Genomic DNA, 17,645 nt, shown 5'->3' on the forward strand with positions numbered 1-17,645 from the left:
ATGTCACACGCAAACCAAATTCCAGAGATGAACGATAGATTGACCGTACTAGTCGTGACAGATGTCTTTTGGCCCCAACGGACCGGTGGGATCAGCAAGTCGCTTCTCACAGAAGTCGAGGGACTCGTAGATAGGGGTCACGAAGTCGTCGTAATCACTCGAAAGGTTGATTCTGAATTGCCGGACCACGAGGAACGACCAGGATACGACCTGTTCAGATATGACAGTCCACCCAAAGACAGAATATACTATCAGTTATATCCGCTGTACAGCGTCTACCGATTGGGGTCGCTCGTCGAGGAGTTACATCGACAGTACGACTTCGATGTCGGATACGTCCATAATCCGTTTCAGGCAGCAGGTCTCTCGCGGGCAGCCGCCGACTTCCCCTACGCGAACGTATTCCACGCGCCGACCCCCCGAGAGATCGAACTCGACCTCGAACGGGGAAAGTACGGCTGGAAAGCGCCATTTGCCCAACTCGTCAACGGACTCATCGAACGAACCGAAGCCAATCAACTCGAAGAGGCGAATAGCGTCATAGTGCGAAGCGAATTCATGCAAACACAACTGTTCGATCGCTACGAGCGAATCGATAGATCGAAGGTAGAACGGATACCACTCTGTGTCGATACAGATCGGTTCGCTTTCAGAGAAGACCCTCGGAAAGTCCGGGAGGAGATCGGACTTCCGACCGACCGACCGATTGTTTTGACGGTACGCCGGTTGGTCGCACGAATGGGTATAGAGAACCTGATCAAAAGCATCGCGTCGGTGACTGAGCAGTATCCAGACGTACTCCTGGCGATCGGTGGGAAAGGGTATCTCCGTTCCAAGCTGGAATCAACCGCGCACTCACAGGGAGTTGCGAATAACGTGGAATTCCTTGGATTCATCCCTGAGGAAGATCTCCCGAAGTACTATGGTGCGGCGGATATATTCGCCATGCCGACGGAGCAACTTGAAGGGTTTGGCCTTTCGACTATCGAATCGCTTAGTTGTGGGACGCCTGTGGTCGGGACTCCCGTTGGTGCGAATCCCGAGGTCATCGGAGGACTCGACGATGAGTTGCTCTCTGCGGACGCTTCAGTAGAATCGCTCGCTCATTCGATCAGCCGATGGCTTCAAAACGCTTCTGTCGATCTCCGGCATCGTTGTCGGGCGTACGCTGAGTCAGAATTCGCGGTCGAAACCGTGGTTCCACGGATCACGAATCACTTCCAAGAGCTCGTCGAGGAACAATCTACTCGTCCGTCGGACGGTCCTCAGTCTCCCAGGTGACGATGTTATTCCGACGTAATACAGCGACTATCGCCTGAGCCATCCCGTAGTTCGAGACGAGAAAGTAGTACGGAACATGAAACAACAGAGAGGTCTCCATATCGAAGCGGTCACCCAAAGCGCCGACTACTGCACAGCAGTAAAACAGAATCTGAAACCCGACGAGAAGAGGATACAACGGTCCATGCGTCACTACTGCCAACGCGACGCTCGCAACAAACATGCAAGACAGGAAAACCGGCGAAAGCCACCTGAGGACTTTATGTGAAAGCAGTTTGAACCCGAACAAGGGGTACTGTAGTACATTCAATAACTCTAGGTGGTCAAACAGTGTATTCCACGAGCGAGTAACGATCCGAATTCGCCGCGACAGTTCCGATTCGGTGGATTCGCCGGTCTGTTCTCGGGCTATCGCACTCGAAACGTATGCAACGCGATGTCCGTTCTCGATAAGTGAAAGCGGTTCAGCGAAGTCGCTGATTGCCTCCCGAGCAAGCGGAACGTATGCCGACGCACGGACCGCATAAATCGATCCGTTGGCGGTGGTGACGGAACCAAACTGTGATTCAAAGCGTTTGATCAGGCGTTCATACTGCCAGTAGATCGATTCGCCTTCGACATTACCGTCATCTCCATACCGCAATTCCCCAACAACACACCCGACACCTGGCTCGAACGCTCGAATCAATTCTAAGATAGCGTCGGATTCGTACATACTGTTGGCATCGGAAAACACAACGATCTCACTGTCAAGCTCCCTAACGACAATATTTTGACATTCTGTTTTTCCGACCCGTCCCTCGATTCGGCGAAGTTTGACCCCATCCGTGCAATATGATGAGACGATCTCGTCAGTCTTGTCTGAGGACGCATCAGAAAATACTATGATTTCTAATTTTTCCGATGGGTAGTCAATATCGAGGCTGTTCTCTATTTTCTCAGCAATGATTTCTTCCTCGTTGTAGGCGGCAATAACCAACGAAACGGTCGGCAACTCGGATGGCAGATTGTTTTCCTGTACCCTGCTGAATTGCCCGATGACCGCAACCATCGCAGGATACAAGAAGTAGGTGTGGACAAGCAGGAACCCACTGATCCAGAGGATGAATGATAGTACTATATTTTCCACTGCCATTCTTGTGTAGTGCTCACTGGTTGATTATACCGAACGTATATCACTCTGTCCAAAAGGAATCCTTCTCTAGCTCAGGCCAAAACTTCGGCTACTGTATTGCGTCTCAGGTAAGCAGAGGGTCGGGCAACGAGGCTATGAGATCTAGTCTCGTCTCCATGATCCTGCCGATATCCGCCTCCGAAGGGTGGTATCCTTTCTGGCTGCTGCAAGGGGTAGTGTTCACAAAAGCAGTTTCCAGCAGTAGAGTTGGGAGGAACAGTTGAAAGCCCTCGGCTGTCTCGGCTTCTACTCGCGGGCCGAAGGCCCGCTCGTACGGCCCGAGGCGCTTAGCGCCTCGCTGCGCACGTTCGCTCCTTCCAGTCGCTCTCATGCTTGCGTCGCCGGAGTTCGCCGAGGCGCCTCGCCCTTTCAATCCAGCAGGAATACCGGCTGTACCAGAGTGCGACTAGCTAGTTTCAGCCCTTATCTGAACACCGCCCAGCGGGGGAAGTGTGGGCGCGCAACGGTTGTGGTGCCGAGTCCGACGTAAGATACGCACTCCACGCGGAGGGAGATGAAGCCCGCTATCTCGCGGGGGCCGCACTGGCACGGCCCACAACTCCACCGCGTCCGAGTGGAGAACCTCCAGTCGTGGGATACCCGATCTGTGACCGGAACCCCTACGGCTTTAGCCGTGGGAGGATATCACTCCACCGTCACACTCTTCGCCAGGTTCCGCGGCTTGTCGATACTCCGAGCCAGCTGCTTCGCGACGTGGTAGCTCACCAGCTGCAGTTGCACGTTCGCCAAAACAGGCCCCAACCGAGGATCTGCCGCCGGCACCTCCAACACCTCGTCGGCGTACCGTTCAACATCGGTCCGCCCATCCGTAACCGCAACCACGGGGGCGTTCCGCGCCTCGACTTCCTTCACATTCCCGACGGTCTTCTCCGAGCCCGTCTCACCGGTCACGACCGCGAACACAGGCGTATTCCCAGTAACCAACGCCAGCGGGCCGTGCTTGAGCTCGCCGGCCGCGAACCCCTCGGCGTGCTCGTAACTGATCTCCTTCATCTTCAGGGCTCCCTCTAACGCAACGGGGTAGTCGTACCCGCGGCCGATGAAGAAGAACGCGTCCGAATCGACGAACTGTCGAGCGACTGCCTCGGCGTTCGTCTCGTCGAGCACCTGCTGTACCTGTCCCGGGAGATCTCGGAGCGCACTCACGAACTCGTGTTTCGTATCGCCGTTCCCGAGAACGGCCGCAATCAGGTTCACGGCGACGACCTGCGCGGAGAACGTCTTCGTCGCGGCGACACCGATCTCCGGGCCCGAACGGATGTACAGCACGCCCTCACACTCCCGCGCAGCCGTGCTACCGACGACGTTCGTTACGGCGAGCGTCTCCACCCCGCGGCGCTGTGCGTCACGGAGCGCGCTTAGCGTGTCGGCGGTCTCCCCACTCTGGGTGATGCCGACGACGAGCGTGTCCTCACTGTGGGGCGGCGGCGACGTGACGTACTCGCTGGCGACGAACGCCTGCGCGGGCACGCCCTGAGAGCGGAACAGCTCCGCAGCATACAGCGCCGCGTGGTAGGAGGTTCCACATGCGACCAGTTGGATGGATCCCGCATTCCGAACGGCGTTCGCGATGTCGTCGCCGAGATCGACGCGCCCCGAGAGTTCGTCGACGCGCTCCTGCAGACACTGGCGGAGCGCCTGGGGCTGTTCGTGGATCTCCTTGAGCATGAAGTGCTCGTAGCCACTCTTCCCCGTGTCCTCGGACTCCCAGTCGACCGTATTGACCTCCTTATCCACAGCGACGCCGGCAAGCGTCGTCACCGTCCAGCCATCCGGGGTGAGTTCGGCGACTTCGCCGTCCTCGAGATACACCACGCGGTCGGTGTGCTCCAGGAACGCCGGCACGTCGCTCCCGAGGTACGTCGCCGTATCGTCGACGCCGAGGACGAGCGGCGAGTCATTCCGGGCAGCGAACACCGTGTCGGAGCCCTCTCGGACCGCGGCGACCGCATAACTCCCCTCGAGTCGACTCACTGCCTGCCGGAACGCCGTCTCGAACGACGCGCCCCCGGCCTGAATCGCCTCGATCAGGTGCGGAACGACCTCCGTGTCGGTCTCGCTTGCGAACTCGTGGCCCGCAGCCTCGAGCTCCTCGCGGAGTGACTCGTAGTTCTCGATGATCCCGTTGTGGACGACAGCGATGTCGCCCGTACAGTCCATGTGCGGGTGGGCGTTCTCGTCTGTTGGCGGGCCGTGGGTCGACCAACGCGTGTGGCCGATACCCGCGTTCCCCGTCAGCGACCACGGCTGGAGCGCGCCTTTGAGCACGTCCAGTTCGCCCGAGCGCTTACAGACCGAGAGTGACTCACCGGAAACCGCGACCCCGGCAGAATCGTACCCGCGATACTCGAGATTGGTGAGGCCGTCGACGAGGACGTCGAGCGTCTCGCTGCCTCGGCCGACGCTCCCGATGATCCCGCACATTATCGCACGACCTCCGTGCCCCGCAGTACGCGACCGGAGATGTGTGCGCCGACACCCAGCGCGGCAGCCGTCCCGACAATCGTCCCGGAGTCGAAGCTCACGCCACCGCCAACGGTTGCCCGGTCGGCGAGAACGGCTCCGACTTCCTGCCCTTCGATGACGTTCCCGGCGACAGGGATATCCGCGGGGCCGCTCGGTGCGATCACGCCGGCGCCGATGTCGACGGCTCGGCCGGCGACGACGTCGAGGAGCGACGAGTTCGGTCCGACTCGTGTATCGACGTCAAGGACAGACCGTCGAACGGTCGCGTTCGCCCCGATCGTGACGTTCCGACCGAGCGACGCGTACGGGCCGACAACAGCATTCGGCCCGATGACGGCGTCCGCACCGATCGCGACCGGCCCCTGTAGTACCGCAGATTCGTGCACCTGCGCGGAGTCGGCCAACCAGACACCGTCCTCGTGCCCATCAGCCTCGATCCACTCCTCGTGCAACAGTCGCTCGGCGACGGTGAGGAGGTCCCACGCGTACGTCGCGTCGACCCACAGGCCCTCAGTCTGCACCGCGTGGATCGACCCTACGTCGGCATCGTCGACCAGATACTGGAACGTCGCCGGGAGCGAGAATTCGCCTTCTTCTCGGGGCGTCTCTTCGATCGCGTCGAAGATCCGGTCGTCCACCGCATAGATGCCTGCGTTTAGCTGACGGTGCCCGTTCCCAGCCATCCCCTCGTACACCGCAGTCACCTCTCCGCCCTCGATTTCGACACTACCGTAGCGCGCGATGTCCTCGTGTTCGATGGCCCCGATGGCGCCGAACGGCTGGTCGGACTCGTAGGCGTCGACGACGTCCTGAACCATCTCTGGAGCGACGATCTGGTCGCCGTTCAGGACGAGGAACGGCCCCTCGACCTGCTCGCGAGCTTGGAGGAGGGCGTGACCGCTACCGAGCTGTTTCTCCTGCGTGACGTACTTGATTGGCGTGCCGGCGTAGCTGTTACCGAACTGGTCACGGATGTGGTCACGCTCGTAGCCGATCACGACGTGGATCTCCTCGACGTCGGCCGCGACGAGCGCGTCGAAGACGTAGGAAAGGATCGGTCGGTTCGCAGCGGGGAGCATCGGCTTGGGCCGCGTCTCGGTGAGCGGCGCCAGCCGTTCGCCTTCCCCGGCCGCGAGGACGACTGCCTTCATGATGCGGTGGTCTTTCGCGTCAGTACGGGTTACTGTTTCGATGCCTCTACTTTCCGGCACTGAAGCAGAACGGTCATACCTATCGCCCAACCCATCGGATGTATGGACCGAGAGCTGCTCGTCGCCCTTCTCGTCGGCGCCCTTCAGGGTGTGTTCGAGTGGCTCCCCATCTCCAGCGAGGGGAACATCACTATCGTGCTCTCGGCGCTCGGTCGCTCGCCCGACGAAGTCGTCGCGTTCGCGCTCTTCCTCCACCTCGGGACGGCCCTCTCTGCAACGGTGTACTACCGTGCAGACATCCGGGACGTCCTGCTGCTCCTCCCCGACTGGCGGCCCGGGAGCGCCTTCGAGGGGGAGCAGGCCACAGTCACCTTCCTCGCTATCGGGACGCTCGTCTCGGGCGTCGTCGGCGTCGCCGCCTACGTGACGCTCGTCGACGCGTTCTCGAAACTCACGGGCGGCGTGTTCGTCGCACTGGTCGGCGTCCTACTCCTGCTCACTGGTGGGTTCCAGTACCTCACGAAGGACCGCCTCGGCGAGCATCGAACGCCGACCGCGCTGGACGGTGTGCTCGTCGGTGCTGCACAGGGAATCGCCATCCTGCCCGGGATTTCGCGCTCGGGGATGACGACTGGGACGCTCCTCCTGCGTGGCCACGAGGGCCCGCAGGCGTTTCGCTTCTCGTTCTTGCTCGCTGTTCCAGCCTCTGTGGGTGGTGGGCTGCTTGCCTATCTCGATACGGGGCTGGACATCTCGCTGCTCGCTGCCGCGCTGGCGCTCGGCGCCGCGGCCGTCGTCGGCTACGCGACCATCGACGCGCTGATGCGCGTCGTTGACGAGCTCCCGTTCTGGAGCGTCTGTGTCGTGCTGGGCGCGCTCGCCGTCGCTGGCGGGCTACTGGTGGTGTGACGTCGAAAATCGCCTCGCAGAAATCAGTCCATCCGGTCCCGCGTCACGGTTTCGTTCGGTTTCGTCCGCGTCCCCACACCGAGCTTCACGCCCGCATTGAGGCTCGTGTCGATCCCGGTTTTCGTCCCGTCGCCGACGACGACGCCGAACTTCCGTCGCCCAGTATCGACTGATTCGCCCTTCACACGCACGCGAATCGTCTCGTCGTCGTGCCGGAGATTCGCGACGGTCGTCCCCGCGCCGAAGTTCACGTCGGCGCCGAGCACCGAGTCGCCGACGTAGGAGAGATGCCCGCAGGCGGTGTTGGCCATCAGGATCGAGTTCTTCACCTCGACAGCGTTCCCAACCCGAACGTCGGGACCGATCACCGTCGACCCGCGGACGTACGCATTCGGCCCCACGTCCGCGCCCGCCTGCACGACGACTGGCCCCTCGATGTATGCGCCGTTCCGGACGCGAGCGCCTTCCTCGACGACGACCGGGCCGTTGAGCGTCGCCTGCGGCTCAACGACGCCCTGAACGTCGCCCTCCAGATCAGCGAGCAGGTGCTCGTTCGCTTCGAGGAGTTCCCACGGGCGCCCGACGTCGAGCCACGGGCCCTCGTACTCGACGGCGGTCACGGCGCCGCCGACGTCGATGTAGCGCTGCAGCGACTCGGTGATCTCGTACTCCCCGCGCTCGCTGAGTTCGGTTGCCTCGATGTGCGCGAACGCCCCGGGTTCGAACGCGTAGATGCCGAGGTTTGCGAGGTCCGTGGGTGGGTCGGCGGGTTTCTCGACGACGTTCGTGACTGTCGTGCCGTCGAGCGAGACGACGCCGTAGTTCTGCGGATCGTCGACCGGCTTGACGGCCATCGCGCTGCCCTCGGTCTCGGCGAGTTCGCTGACCAGATTGGGGTCGATCACCACGTCGCCGTTGAGCACGAGGAAGCGCTCGTCGACGTACTCGCTCGCCTGCTCGACGGCGTGGGCCGTCCCGAGCTGTTCCTCTTGCGTGACGTAGTCGACTGGGTTGCCAGCGTACTCCTCGCCGATCCGTTCCCGAACCTGCTGGCCCTCGTACCCGACGACGACGACGTAGCGTTCGACTGCGTTGGCGCAGGCGTCGAGGACGTGTTCGAGCAGTGACTGGCCCGCGACCGGGAGCAGCGGCTTCGGGCGTGTCTCGGTGAGCGGGCGCATCCGCGTCCCCTGACCGGCGGCGACGACGACGGCGATAGTCATGGCCGGGAGGATGGCGACCAGCGTCTTTGGCGTTCCGTTCGAGAGAGGGAGAAGCGAGACAGCGCTGGCGCTAGCGACGAAGCAGCCCGCAAGAAGTCGGCGGCCCTAGAGGCGGCCGACGGAGTCGACGTCGATACTCTCGACGCCTTCGACGTCGCGGAACGCGTCCTCGACGGCTTCGGTACCACCGGCGTCGTCGGGCACGATCACCGTCGGCAGCAGCGCGACGAGGCCGAAGGCCACGTCCTCACGCTGGTATCCACGGATCTCGGCGCCCTCGGGGAGGGCAGCCTCGAGTCGGTCCTCGAGTTCGTCGAGGTCGACCTCGGGGCTCTGCGGCATGACCTTGATCTTGGCAGCGACGTCACCCATCGTCAGGGCCCCCTGAACCCGCAGTCCGGGCACTCGTAGAGGTTGCTCTGCTTCCGACACTTCGCACACCGGAAGATAACGGTGTCACACTCCGGGCACTTGAAGCGCGCCGCGTTGGTCCCCGTGACGGAGATCCCACAGGAGACACAGGAGCGCTCCCCAGTCGTTTCTGCTTCGCTCATGTACGGGAAGGCGGGCGCGCGACGTTTAACGGTTACTTTCCCCTCCCGAGCCCGCAGAATCCGCCGATCCATCGGCGTCGCCGCCGCCATCGGCCTCGCTCACACCGTCGCCGGGCCCCGGTCGCGCCAGCGCACCCGGCCCGCGTTCGCCCGCGGGCGTCGCCGGACGGAGCCGTCGAAGCTTCCCGAGCACGTCGACGAAGAACACCACTGTCCCGGCGATCAGCAGCGTGTCACCGGGGAAGCGCAACCAGAAGAACGTCTGCACCAGCGGGCGCTCATAGAACGCCAGACTCCGGGCGGCGTCGTAGCCCGCGGTGAACGCCGTCTCTAGCTGGAGGAAGCCGATCGGGAGCAGCGACGCGCCCACCATGATCGCCAGCCCGGCGTTCCAGAGCCAGAACGACCAGCGCAGGCGGCCCTCGGACCAGTCCGTGGTCGTCACCCGGAGGATGTAGATCCCGATCCCCAGCGCGAGCATGCCGAACGCACCGAACATCGCCGCGTGGGCGTGCGCAACCGTGAGGTAGGTGCCGTGCTCGTAGTAGTTGATCAGCGGGAGGTTGATGAAGAACCCCAGCACGCCCGCACCGACGAAGTTCCAGACGCCGGAGGCGACGATGAACGCGAACGGCAGGCGGTACGGGAACGTCTCGCCGCGGGCCACCAGCGCGCGGTACTCGGTGATGGCCTCGAACAGCACGATGACTAGCGGGATCAACTCCAGCGTCGAGAACACCGAGCCGATGGGCACCCAGATGTCCGGCAGGCCGATCCACCAGTAGTGGTGCGATACGCCGATGATCCCCGCGCCCATCACGAGTAGCGCCTCCAGCAGCACCGCTTTCGCCGCCGACTCGGGCTGGAGGAGGTTCATCCCGACCAGCGTCAGGCCGACGACGGCGACGATGAAGAACTCGAAGGCGCCCTCGACCCACATGTGGACGACCCACCAGCGCCAGAACTCCGTCACCACCATGTTCGTGTCCGGGGTGTAGAGCAAGCCGGCGACGAACAGCAGCGCGATGGAGCCACCCGAAATGAGGATAAGGTGCCCCAGTCCGTAGCGGTCCTCCGCGGCGAGCATCGGCTTGAGGCCGCGCCAGACGAGGACGGTCCAGCCAGCGAAGCCAGCCAACAGGCCGAACTTCCAGATCCGGCCCACCTCCAGATACTCCAGCCCCTCAGTGCCGAGCAGCCACCAGAGTTCCCCAGCAGGGTCGAAGAAGCCCCGCGTCCCGAGGAATACCCCGGCGAAGCCGCCGACGACCACGATCACCAGCGCGGCGAGCAGCGCGGCGGTTCCCTTTGCCTGCCCACCAGGTTCGTGAGCGGTCAGCAACGGCGGGAGGAACAGCCCCGCGGTGATCCAGAGCGTCGCCACCCAGAGGATGGCGAGGTCGACGTGGTAGGTGCGGGCCAGCAGGAACGGCGCCCACTCCAGCACGTCGACGCCCACGGCCTCGAACAGGCCGAAGAAGCCGTCGCGCTCGACGTAGTAGTGAGCCAACAGCGCCCCCAACAACGTCTGTGCCAGAAACAGCGCCGCGGCGACGGGGACGTAGAACGCGGCCACCCGCTGGGAGGGCAGCACGTCCACCTCGCTGGGGTGTGGCACGTCGATATCGGCGTCTGGCTCCGGGAGCGACACGGAACTGTACAGCCAAACACCCACTCCTGCGCCGCCCACGAGCAGGATCATCGACGCCACGCTCCAGAGCATCGCCGAGGCGGGTGCGGTGTTGCCGGAACCGGGCGCGGGCGGCCAGTCGTTCGTGTAGCTGTGGTCGGCGCCGGGCCGCGGCGTGTGGCTGAACCACGCCGTCCAGAGCGCGAAGTCGGCGAGTTGTCGGGCGGCGTCGGCGGAGTCGATGGTGCCCGCGGGGAGCCCCAGCGACGCGTTTCCTTCGTGGTAGCGGGCGACGTAGTCCTCGCGCACCTGCTCGTGGGCGTACGCCTCCGCGGCGGAGTAGGTCAGCGTGCCGTCGTCCTCGCCGCCTCCATGTGCCGGCGAGCCGTCGTCCTCGCCGCCTCCACGTGCCGGCGAGCCGTCGCCCGGGTCGTCGACGCGGCTCTGCAGGTCCTCCCGGGCCAGTTCGTCGACGGCCGCGCGTTCGGGGCCGCTGAGGGCATCGTACGCCTGGCCGTAGCGCTGCTCGGCGTAGTACTCCCGCATATACTTGGTTTTCAGGTCCAGCGCGTCGGCCGTGAGGTCGTTGCCGAAGTAGGCGCCGTTGCCCAATACGGAGCCGTGGTTCATCAGGCCGTTTCGCTGGAACACCCGCTTCCCCTCCCGGACCGACTCGGCGGTCGCGACCGTCTCACCGTCGGGTCCCTCGACGGTCTCGGGGATCGGCGGCGCCTGCTGGGCGGAGTACCACGCGCCAACGCCCATCACGACGAGGTTGACGACGAACACGACCGCCAGCAGTTTCGCGAGCGTTCGGCGCGTTACGCGCATCGCTCGGGGCGTCGGCCGGCGCCCGCTTGTAGGTCGGGGGTGACCGATAGGGCTATCTCCCGGGCAAGAAACACGTTGCCCGTATGCGGCGCCCTCCACGCAGTTCCAACAGTAGCACGCGACGACAGTTCCTCAGACGCGTCGGCGGCATCGCCGGCGCTGCCGGCCTCGGGAGCACTGCCGGCTGTCTCGGTCTCCGCGACGCGATCTCGTCGCCGCCGACGGCCATCGGCGGCACCAAAGCCGGCGACGTGAACGCGCTCTCCCGAGAGGCGTTCTCCGAGTTCGTCGACCGCCAGCGCGAGCAGTACGGCGACCACGGCGTTTGGGGGACGGACGGAACAGAACCGGACCACGGCGCCGAGTTCGCCGGCGCGTGGACGCGCACGGTCGGACTCGACAGCGACGGGAGCCCCGTGCCCCAGCCTGATTCCGGGAGCGATCTCCGCGCGATCACCGACGCCGCCGTCGTCGCCTACGGGATTCCCGAGCGGGACGAGGCTGGAAGGCAGCACTACCAACTCTGGCTCTGGGCCGCCGCACGCTTGCCCGGCGAACACGACGACGGCCTGCTCGCGGCGACGCCCGGACTCCGGCGCGTCGAAAATCGGCGTCGAACTCAGCGGGGCCGACGCCGAGATGGGGCCGTACAGCCCCGGCAGCGACCGTACTGAGGGACCAGTCACCGTCAGCGCCGCGTCACCAGACATTGACGGGCCGAGTGTATCGTTCCCGCTGGAGTCCGGGACGGTCCGTGTGGTGCCCGACCGGACCGGGTTCGACCAGAACGGCTACGCGGTCGAGTGGCGCGGCGACGCCACTAGCGCCCGGTCGGTCGCGGGCATCTGCGGGGCGTCGTGGGGTGGCAACGCCGCGCAATCGTTCGACCTCTCCGTCCGCGTCACGGCGGATCGGCGCCGATTCTGAGCGCCATGTGCCGAAACGTTTTGTCCGCGCCGACGAACAGTCCGGAGTATGGATAGCGCAGGGCTCGGCCTCGTCGAGGGACAGCGCGGCAACGCGCTGCTCGCGTGGGCGATCCTTCTCTTCTTGCTCGTGACCGCCGGGGTCGAACTGGTCACCGGCGAGATCGTCTGGGCGGGGTTCGTGCTGGCGGTAGTCGCGCTGGCGCTCGTACCCGCTGCCCGCTACCGCGACCGGCAGATGATGCTGCCGTGGGAACTGCTCGTACTGGCGGCGCTGCCCGTCGCGTCCCGGGTGTTCATCGCCGGCCGCACCATCGGCGAGGTGACGCTGACCGGGCGCGTGACAGCGTACATCGCCGTCGCCGCCGTCGCGCTGATCGTCGCCGTGTTGCTCGATCGGTTCACCCCGGTCCGGATGAACGACCAGTTCGCCACCGTCTTCGTCGTCGTTACCACCACCGCGGCCGCCGGCATCTGGGCGGTCGCCCAGTGGCTCTCGGACATCTACCTCGGCACGGGCTTTCTCGCCCGCCCGCACGCCGAGGAGGCGCTGATGTGGGACTTCGTCGCCGCCACGCTCGCGGGCGCGCTCTCGGGCGTGCTGTTCACCTACTACTTCCGGCGACGCGCCGGTGGGGGCGATGCCGGCGGCGACGATACCGGCGGCGCTGGCGGCTCGCGCCCCGCAAACGGGGGTGGGCACGCGTGAAGATCCGCGACGTCATCGGGCTGAGCGACCAACAGCAGCGACTCGCGGTCAACGCGATGCGCTACGCGCTGTTCGGCATGATCACGGTCGGCTTCTACGAGGGGAGCGCCGGCGTGATGATCAACGCCGGCGTCGGCTTCGTCGTCACCCACATCCCCGCGGTGCTGGAGCGGGACTACGACATCCCGATGGATCCGGCGCTGGTGCTCTGGATCACGCTCGCGGTGTTCCTCCACGCGTTCGGCACGCTGGGGCTGCCCGGCGACGTGCAGAACCCCTACCGGACGATCTGGTGGTGGGACCACCTCACCCACACGTTCTCGGCGAGCCTCGTCGCCGGCGCGGGCTACGTCACGGTCCGGGGGCTGGACGAGCACACCGACGCCGTCTCCTTTCCCTCCCGGTTCGTGTTCGTGTTCATCCTCCTGTTCACCATCGCGTTCGGGGTGTTCTGGGAGGTCATCGAGTTCGCCATCGGCCTGTTCGCCGCGGCGACGGGTACCCAGGGGATCCTGACCCAGTACGGCCTCGAGGACACGATGATCGACCTGCTGTTCGATACGCTGGGCGGCGTCGTCGTCGGCGTCTGGGGCACCGCCCATCTCTCGGACATCACCGAGGCGATGACCCAGCGACTCGACGGCGGCGAGGACCGACCGGAACGGTGATTCCGGGGGCGGCCTAGTCGTCAGTATGATCGACAGCGCACGCCTTTGGATCGGGCTGCTGGTCGGCGCGGCGGTCGTTCTCGGCGCCGTCGCGACCCGACGTTTCATCGCGACCGGGGAGCGACCGCTGGCGCCACTGGCCGGCGCTGCCACCGCGTTCGCGGGCGTGTTCGCGCTCGGTGAAGCGGCCGGCTACTTCCGGCCGGCCCGAGCGTCGGTGATGACCGTCCTCTCGCTGTTCGTTGCTGTGGGACTCGCTGTGCAGTGGTACCGCAAACAGTAGGAGAGACAGCGCTAATGGAGCGGGGAAAACGGAGAGAAAGACCGCGTTAGGCCTCGGCGAGCTGGTCGTCGTAGTCGCCGCCGTCGACGCGCTGCTTGAACGTTCGGCCGTCCTCGCCGTCGATGGTGACGCCGAGCGTGACACACGTGCCCGCGACCTCCTTGGCCGCGTTCTTGGTGTCGTAGGCGAGCAGGTCCGAGGACTTCTGCTCGGCGATCTTCTTGATCTGGTCGATGCTCAGATCGGCGACGAAGTTCTCCTGAGGCTCACCGGAGCCGGTGTCGAAGCCGGCCTCGTCCTTGATGAGTTCGGCCGTCGGCGGCACACCGACCTCGATGGTGAACGAGCCATCGTCCTCGTAGTCGATGGTGACGGGGACCTCCATCCCGTCGAACGCGTCGGTCTCCTCGTTGATCTCCTGTACGACCGCCTGCACGTCGACGGGCGTCGGACCCAGCTCGGGGCCGAGCGGCGGGCCAGGGTCGGCCTCGCCGCCCGCGACGAGCACTTCGATGGTTCCAGCCATACTCGAAACGTGCCCGGCGCACCGTAAAACGGTTTCTTTCCTGCCTCGGCCCGGAGCGACACCGGTTTGGCCCCACCCGCCCCAGCACCACCAATGCCGTTCCGCGCCCGAACCGTCGCGCTGGTCGCTACCGGCGGCGTCGCCGGCGCCCTCGCGCGCTGGGGGCTCGCCGTCGCCCTCCCGGAACTCGGCGGCACGCTCGCGGCCAACGTCCTCGGCGCGTTCGCGCTGGGCGCGGTGGTCGCGTACGGCGCCGACGGCCGCCTCTCGCCCGCCACGCGTGCCGCGGTCGCAACGGGCTTTCTCTCCGCCTTTACGACCTACTCGACGTTCGCCGTCGAGTCGGCACTCGCTAACTCCCCCGCGCTACTGGTCGGAAACGTCCTTGCTACCTACGCGTTGGGGTTCGCGGCCGCCGCCGCGGGGCTGGCAGCAGGTCGACGACTCCGAGGCACCGACAGAGGAGGTGAGCCGGCGTGATTCTCCCCGCGCCACTCCTCGTCGGCCTCGGCGGCGCCGTCGGTTCGACGCTGCGCTACGCCGTGGGGCAGGCGCTCGCGGACGCCGACGCGCCGTTTCCGGCGTCGACGCTCGCGGTGAACACCCTCGGGTCGTTCGCGCTGGGCCTGCTGACGTTCGCCGGCGTCGGCGACGGCGCGATGTTGCTGGTCGGAACGGGGGTCTGCGGCGCGTTTACGACGTTCTCGTCGTTCTCGGTGGAGACGGTGCAGGCGTGGGAGGACGGGGATCAGGGGCTGGCGGCCGGGTACGCCCTTGGAACCTTGGTGCTGGCCGGTGTCGCGCTCGGGATTGCGTGGGTACTCGTCGGGTGAAGGGAGATCGAACCCCTCAGATCTCGACCGAGAACGGCGCGTGCTCACCCGCCCGCTCGGCCATCCCGGCACAGAGGTCCGCAACCGCGTCCAGATCCTCCGTATCCACCACTTCCACCGGCGTGTGCATGTAGCGGTTCGGGATCCCGATGTTCAACGACGGCACGCCGCCGCGCTGCGTAAAGACCCCATCAGCATCGGTCCCGGTCCGACTCCCCGCAGCCTGTAGCTGGAAGTCCACGTCGTCGGCGTCGCCGGACTCCCGTGCCAGTTCGACGAGAGTCGGGTGGTTCGCGCTGCCGCGGCCGACGACCGGACCCTCGCTGAGTTCGACCGGGCCGCGGTTGCTGGTGGCCACGTCGGGGTTGTCAGTCGCGTGCGTCACGTCGACGGCGACGTAGGCGTCCGGATCAAGGTCAAAGCCGACCATCTGGGCGCCCTTCAGCCCCACCTCCTCCTGCACCGTCGAGACGGCGTAGACCGTCGCATCGGCGCCGGCGGCGGCCGCGCGGCGGAGCGCCTCGGCGGCGACCCATGTCCCCACCCGGTTGTCCATCCCGCGGGCGGCGACGCGGGTGTTCGCCAGCTCCTGAATCTCGGAGGAGAACGTCACCGGGTCGCCGACGGCGACCAGATCCTCGGCGTCGTCCTCGTCCTCGGCGCCGACGTCGACGAACTGCTCGCTGATGTCCTCGTACTCCTCGTCGCCCTCGCGCAGGTGGATCGCGGTCTGACCGATCACGCCCTGTACGGGCCCGTCGTCGGTGTGAACCGTGACGTGCTGGCCCTTCGAAACTGTGCGGTCTGAGCCGCCGACGCGGGCGATTCGGAGGAAGCCGTCGTCGACGATGTCCCGCACGATGAACCCGATCTCGTCGGCGTGGCCGCCGATGGCGAAGGAAGTGTCCACGGTGGGGTCGCCCTCGTGGACCGCGATTGCGTTGCCGTACGCGTCGGTTTCGACGCGGTCGGCGAACTGGGACACGTAGTCGACCCAGACCCGCTGGCCGCGCGTCTCGAAGCCCGAGGGACTCGGGGTGGTGAGCAGTTCGTCGAGGAACGCCCGCTGAGTGTCGTCCATGTCGGGCGTCTCGCAGGGGAAGCCCATGAGTCCGACGGTGGGGGCCAGCGTGGCGGGTTCGTGCGCCGGCCGAACGATCACTCCCAGACGGTCTCGTAGCCGGCGTCGCGGATGGCCCCGTCAGTCGTGAGAATCGCGTCCGTGTTCTGCGCGCGGTGGCTGGCGACGATCAGGCCGTCGTGGATGCTGAACTCGTCGACGAGCTGCGCGTACTCGACCAGCTCAGCGTCGTCGATCGGCGCGACCGAAACGGGACCGTTCCCGACCAGCGCCTGACGTGCGTCCTCCGGTGTCCCCGTGAGGGAGACGCCGCGGACGTCCTTGTCTCGCGAGACCGAGTACAGCACTTCAGCGAGCGCCGTACTCGGCGCCTGAATGACCGTTTCTCCCGCCTCGGCTTCGGCGAACGCCTGATCAGCCGCTCGCGGAAGCGCATCGACGAGATAGACCAAGAGTGAGACGGCGTCGGCGGTGTACGTCGCCATCTCAGGTTTCCTCGTAGTTACGGTCGCGGCGCTCGCGGACGCGTTGGCCCAACTCCTCGGCGATCTCTTCACGCTTCTCGTCGGAGGTGTCGTCAGGAACGAGCATCCCGCGTCCCCCGGTTCGGGTGCGCTTCTTCACAATAATGCCCTCGTCGGTGTCCATCCAGACGACCTCGTCGCCGGGCTCCAGGTCGTACTTCTCACGGAGCTCGTGCGGGATCGTCGCCTGTCCCTTCTCCGTAACACGAGTGGACTTGCTCATACGGGGTAATACCTCTCGTAATACCTTAGTCTTGCGGGGGTTGAACGGCCAGTAGAACCGATCGCCACCGAGGCAGGTGTCGCCCCACAACTGCTTTGCCGGGTGCGCCCGAACGAACGTGTATGGCCGACAAGCAGTTCACGTTCTTCGAGTTGCATTTCCACGACGACATCCAACTCGGCCCGCGCAGTCTGGGGTCCGGCAGTAGTAGCGAGGGCGACAGCGACGAGTCGACGACGATCCCCGAACTGTCCAGCGACGGCTCGACAACCGACGAGACCGAGGAGTCCGGATCGGGCGCGAGCGTCCTCGCACCGCTGTTCGCACTCGGACTGCTCGTGGCTGCGGGCTACTCCGTCAAGCGACTGCTCGCCGGCGAGAGCGCCGGGGGCCTCAACGCGCTGGACGACATCGAGGCCGATGCCGAGGAGACCGCCGAAGAGCTACAGGACGAGGCCGAGGACGCCGTGCCCATCGAGATCACTTCCCCGGAGAAGGAGGAGGGCGGCGGCATCGCCGTCGACGTGGCGGCTGCCGTCGTGCTGCTGCTCGTCCTCGGCGCCGTCGCCCGGAAGCTACTGGCCGGCAGTGAGGAAATCGTCGTCGAGGAGTAGTCGCGAACGAGGGTTTTT

General features: G+C 65.3%; 21 protein-coding genes. 10 read left to right on the plus strand and 11 right to left on the minus strand.

Annotated elements, in window-relative coordinates; genetic code table 11:
* Positions 1-1,281 (plus strand): glycosyltransferase family 4 protein, encoded by a 1,281-nt coding sequence (locus J2753_RS11300; RefSeq protein ID WP_209492161.1) that lies wholly within the window; start codon positions 1-3, stop codon positions 1,279-1,281.
* Here J2753_RS11300 and J2753_RS11305 read toward each other — a convergent pair.
* The 3 genes from J2753_RS11305 to J2753_RS11315 form a co-directional block, all read right to left on the minus strand.
* A complete protein-coding gene (locus J2753_RS11305) occupies positions 1,244-2,416 on the minus strand; it encodes a glycosyltransferase (protein WP_209492162.1) in 1,173 nt (390 codons plus the stop codon). The genes J2753_RS11300 and J2753_RS11305 overlap by 38 nt on opposite strands.
* A gap of 684 nt (positions 2,417-3,100) precedes the next feature.
* Positions 3,101-4,900, minus strand: coding sequence for a glutamine--fructose-6-phosphate transaminase (isomerizing) (glmS, locus tag J2753_RS11310; protein WP_209492163.1), 1,800 nt, complete (start codon positions 4,898-4,900; stop codon positions 3,101-3,103).
* Complete coding sequence (locus J2753_RS11315; RefSeq protein ID WP_209492164.1) at positions 4,900-6,093, minus strand: sugar phosphate nucleotidyltransferase; 1,194 nt, start codon at positions 6,091-6,093, stop codon at positions 4,900-4,902. The genes glmS and J2753_RS11315 overlap by 1 nt, the downstream gene beginning before the upstream one ends.
* A 102-nt stretch (positions 6,094-6,195) precedes the next feature.
* Here J2753_RS11315 and J2753_RS11320 point away from each other — a divergent pair, with 102 nt between their 5' ends.
* Positions 6,196-7,002, plus strand: coding sequence for an undecaprenyl-diphosphate phosphatase (locus J2753_RS11320; protein ID WP_209492165.1), 807 nt, complete (start codon positions 6,196-6,198; stop codon positions 7,000-7,002).
* 23 nt (positions 7,003-7,025) lie between these two features.
* Here J2753_RS11320 and glmU read toward each other — a convergent pair whose 3' ends face one another.
* The 4 genes from glmU to J2753_RS11340 form a co-directional block, all read right to left on the minus strand.
* Positions 7,026-8,225, minus strand: a complete 1,200-nt coding sequence (gene glmU, locus J2753_RS11325) for a bifunctional sugar-1-phosphate nucleotidylyltransferase/acetyltransferase (protein WP_209492166.1) — start codon at positions 8,223-8,225, stop codon at positions 7,026-7,028.
* Between the two features lie 105 nt (positions 8,226-8,330).
* Positions 8,331-8,597 (minus strand): elongation factor 1-beta, encoded by a 267-nt coding sequence (locus tag J2753_RS11330; RefSeq protein ID WP_209492167.1) that lies wholly within the window; start codon positions 8,595-8,597, stop codon positions 8,331-8,333.
* 2 nt (positions 8,598-8,599) lie between these two features.
* Positions 8,600-8,779, minus strand: a complete 180-nt coding sequence (locus J2753_RS11335) for an HVO_2753 family zinc finger protein (protein ID WP_209492168.1) — start codon at positions 8,777-8,779, stop codon at positions 8,600-8,602.
* Between the two features lie 25 nt (positions 8,780-8,804).
* Complete coding sequence (locus tag J2753_RS11340; RefSeq protein WP_209492169.1) at positions 8,805-11,240, minus strand: nitric-oxide reductase large subunit; 2,436 nt, start codon at positions 11,238-11,240, stop codon at positions 8,805-8,807.
* A gap of 83 nt (positions 11,241-11,323) precedes the next feature.
* On the opposite strand from J2753_RS11340, the gene J2753_RS11345 reads away from it, so the two are divergent.
* The 5 genes from J2753_RS11345 (at position 11,324) to J2753_RS11365 (ending at position 13,826) form a co-directional block, all read left to right on the plus strand.
* Positions 11,324-11,914 (plus strand): hypothetical protein, encoded by a 591-nt coding sequence (locus J2753_RS11345; protein ID WP_209492170.1) that lies wholly within the window; start codon positions 11,324-11,326, stop codon positions 11,912-11,914.
* Positions 11,915-11,999: 85 nt separating this feature from the next.
* On the plus strand, positions 12,000-12,167 hold the full coding sequence (locus J2753_RS11350; RefSeq protein WP_209492171.1) for a hypothetical protein: 168 nt from the start codon (positions 12,000-12,002) through the stop codon (positions 12,165-12,167).
* A 48-nt stretch (positions 12,168-12,215) separates the two neighbouring features.
* A complete protein-coding gene (locus J2753_RS11355) occupies positions 12,216-12,875 on the plus strand; it encodes a hypothetical protein (RefSeq protein WP_209492172.1) in 660 nt (219 codons plus the stop codon).
* Positions 12,872-13,543 carry a hypothetical protein gene (locus J2753_RS11360; RefSeq protein WP_209492173.1) on the plus strand — a complete coding sequence of 224 codons (672 nt, stop codon included), beginning with the start codon at positions 12,872-12,874 and terminating at the stop codon, positions 13,541-13,543. The genes J2753_RS11355 and J2753_RS11360 overlap by 4 nt, the downstream gene beginning before the upstream one ends.
* Before the next feature lie 25 nt (positions 13,544-13,568).
* Positions 13,569-13,826, plus strand: coding sequence for a hypothetical protein (locus tag J2753_RS11365; RefSeq protein ID WP_209492174.1), 258 nt, complete (start codon positions 13,569-13,571; stop codon positions 13,824-13,826).
* 46 nt (positions 13,827-13,872) lie between these two features.
* Here the strand turns inward: J2753_RS11365 and J2753_RS11370 are convergent, their stop codons facing one another.
* Positions 13,873-14,352, minus strand: a complete 480-nt coding sequence (locus J2753_RS11370) for a 50S ribosomal protein L11 (protein ID WP_209492175.1) — start codon at positions 14,350-14,352, stop codon at positions 13,873-13,875.
* A 93-nt stretch (positions 14,353-14,445) separates the two neighbouring features.
* Here J2753_RS11370 and J2753_RS11375 point away from each other — a divergent pair, with 93 nt between their 5' ends.
* Complete coding sequence (locus tag J2753_RS11375; RefSeq protein ID WP_209492176.1) at positions 14,446-14,832, plus strand: fluoride efflux transporter FluC; 387 nt, start codon at positions 14,446-14,448, stop codon at positions 14,830-14,832.
* Positions 14,829-15,185, plus strand: a complete 357-nt coding sequence (crcB, locus tag J2753_RS11380) for a fluoride efflux transporter CrcB (RefSeq protein ID WP_345777189.1) — start codon at positions 14,829-14,831, stop codon at positions 15,183-15,185. Before J2753_RS11375 ends, crcB begins: the two co-directional genes overlap by 4 nt.
* Positions 15,186-15,201: 16 nt before the next feature.
* On the opposite strand, the gene J2753_RS11385 is transcribed toward crcB, so the two are convergent.
* The 3 genes from J2753_RS11385 to J2753_RS11395 form a co-directional block, all read right to left on the minus strand.
* Positions 15,202-16,266, minus strand: a complete 1,065-nt coding sequence (locus J2753_RS11385; protein ID WP_209492177.1) for a M20/M25/M40 family metallo-hydrolase — start codon at positions 16,264-16,266, stop codon at positions 15,202-15,204.
* Between the two features lie 77 nt (positions 16,267-16,343).
* Positions 16,344-16,751: a PIN domain-containing protein gene (locus J2753_RS11390; protein ID WP_209492178.1), complete on the minus strand. Its 408-nt coding sequence runs from the start codon at positions 16,749-16,751 to the stop codon at positions 16,344-16,346.
* A 1-nt stretch (position 16,752) separates the two neighbouring features.
* Complete coding sequence (locus tag J2753_RS11395; RefSeq protein ID WP_209492179.1) at positions 16,753-17,013, minus strand: AbrB/MazE/SpoVT family DNA-binding domain-containing protein; 261 nt, start codon at positions 17,011-17,013, stop codon at positions 16,753-16,755.
* A 122-nt stretch (positions 17,014-17,135) separates the two neighbouring features.
* Between J2753_RS11395 and J2753_RS11400 the strand changes: the two genes are divergently transcribed.
* Complete coding sequence (locus J2753_RS11400; RefSeq protein ID WP_209492180.1) at positions 17,136-17,627, plus strand: hypothetical protein; 492 nt, start codon at positions 17,136-17,138, stop codon at positions 17,625-17,627.
* Positions 17,628-17,645: the final 18 nt, after the last annotated feature.

This window comes from Halolamina salifodinae (assembly GCF_017874235.1).
GTDB lineage: Archaea > Halobacteriota > Halobacteria > Halobacteriales > Haloferacaceae > Halolamina > Halolamina salifodinae.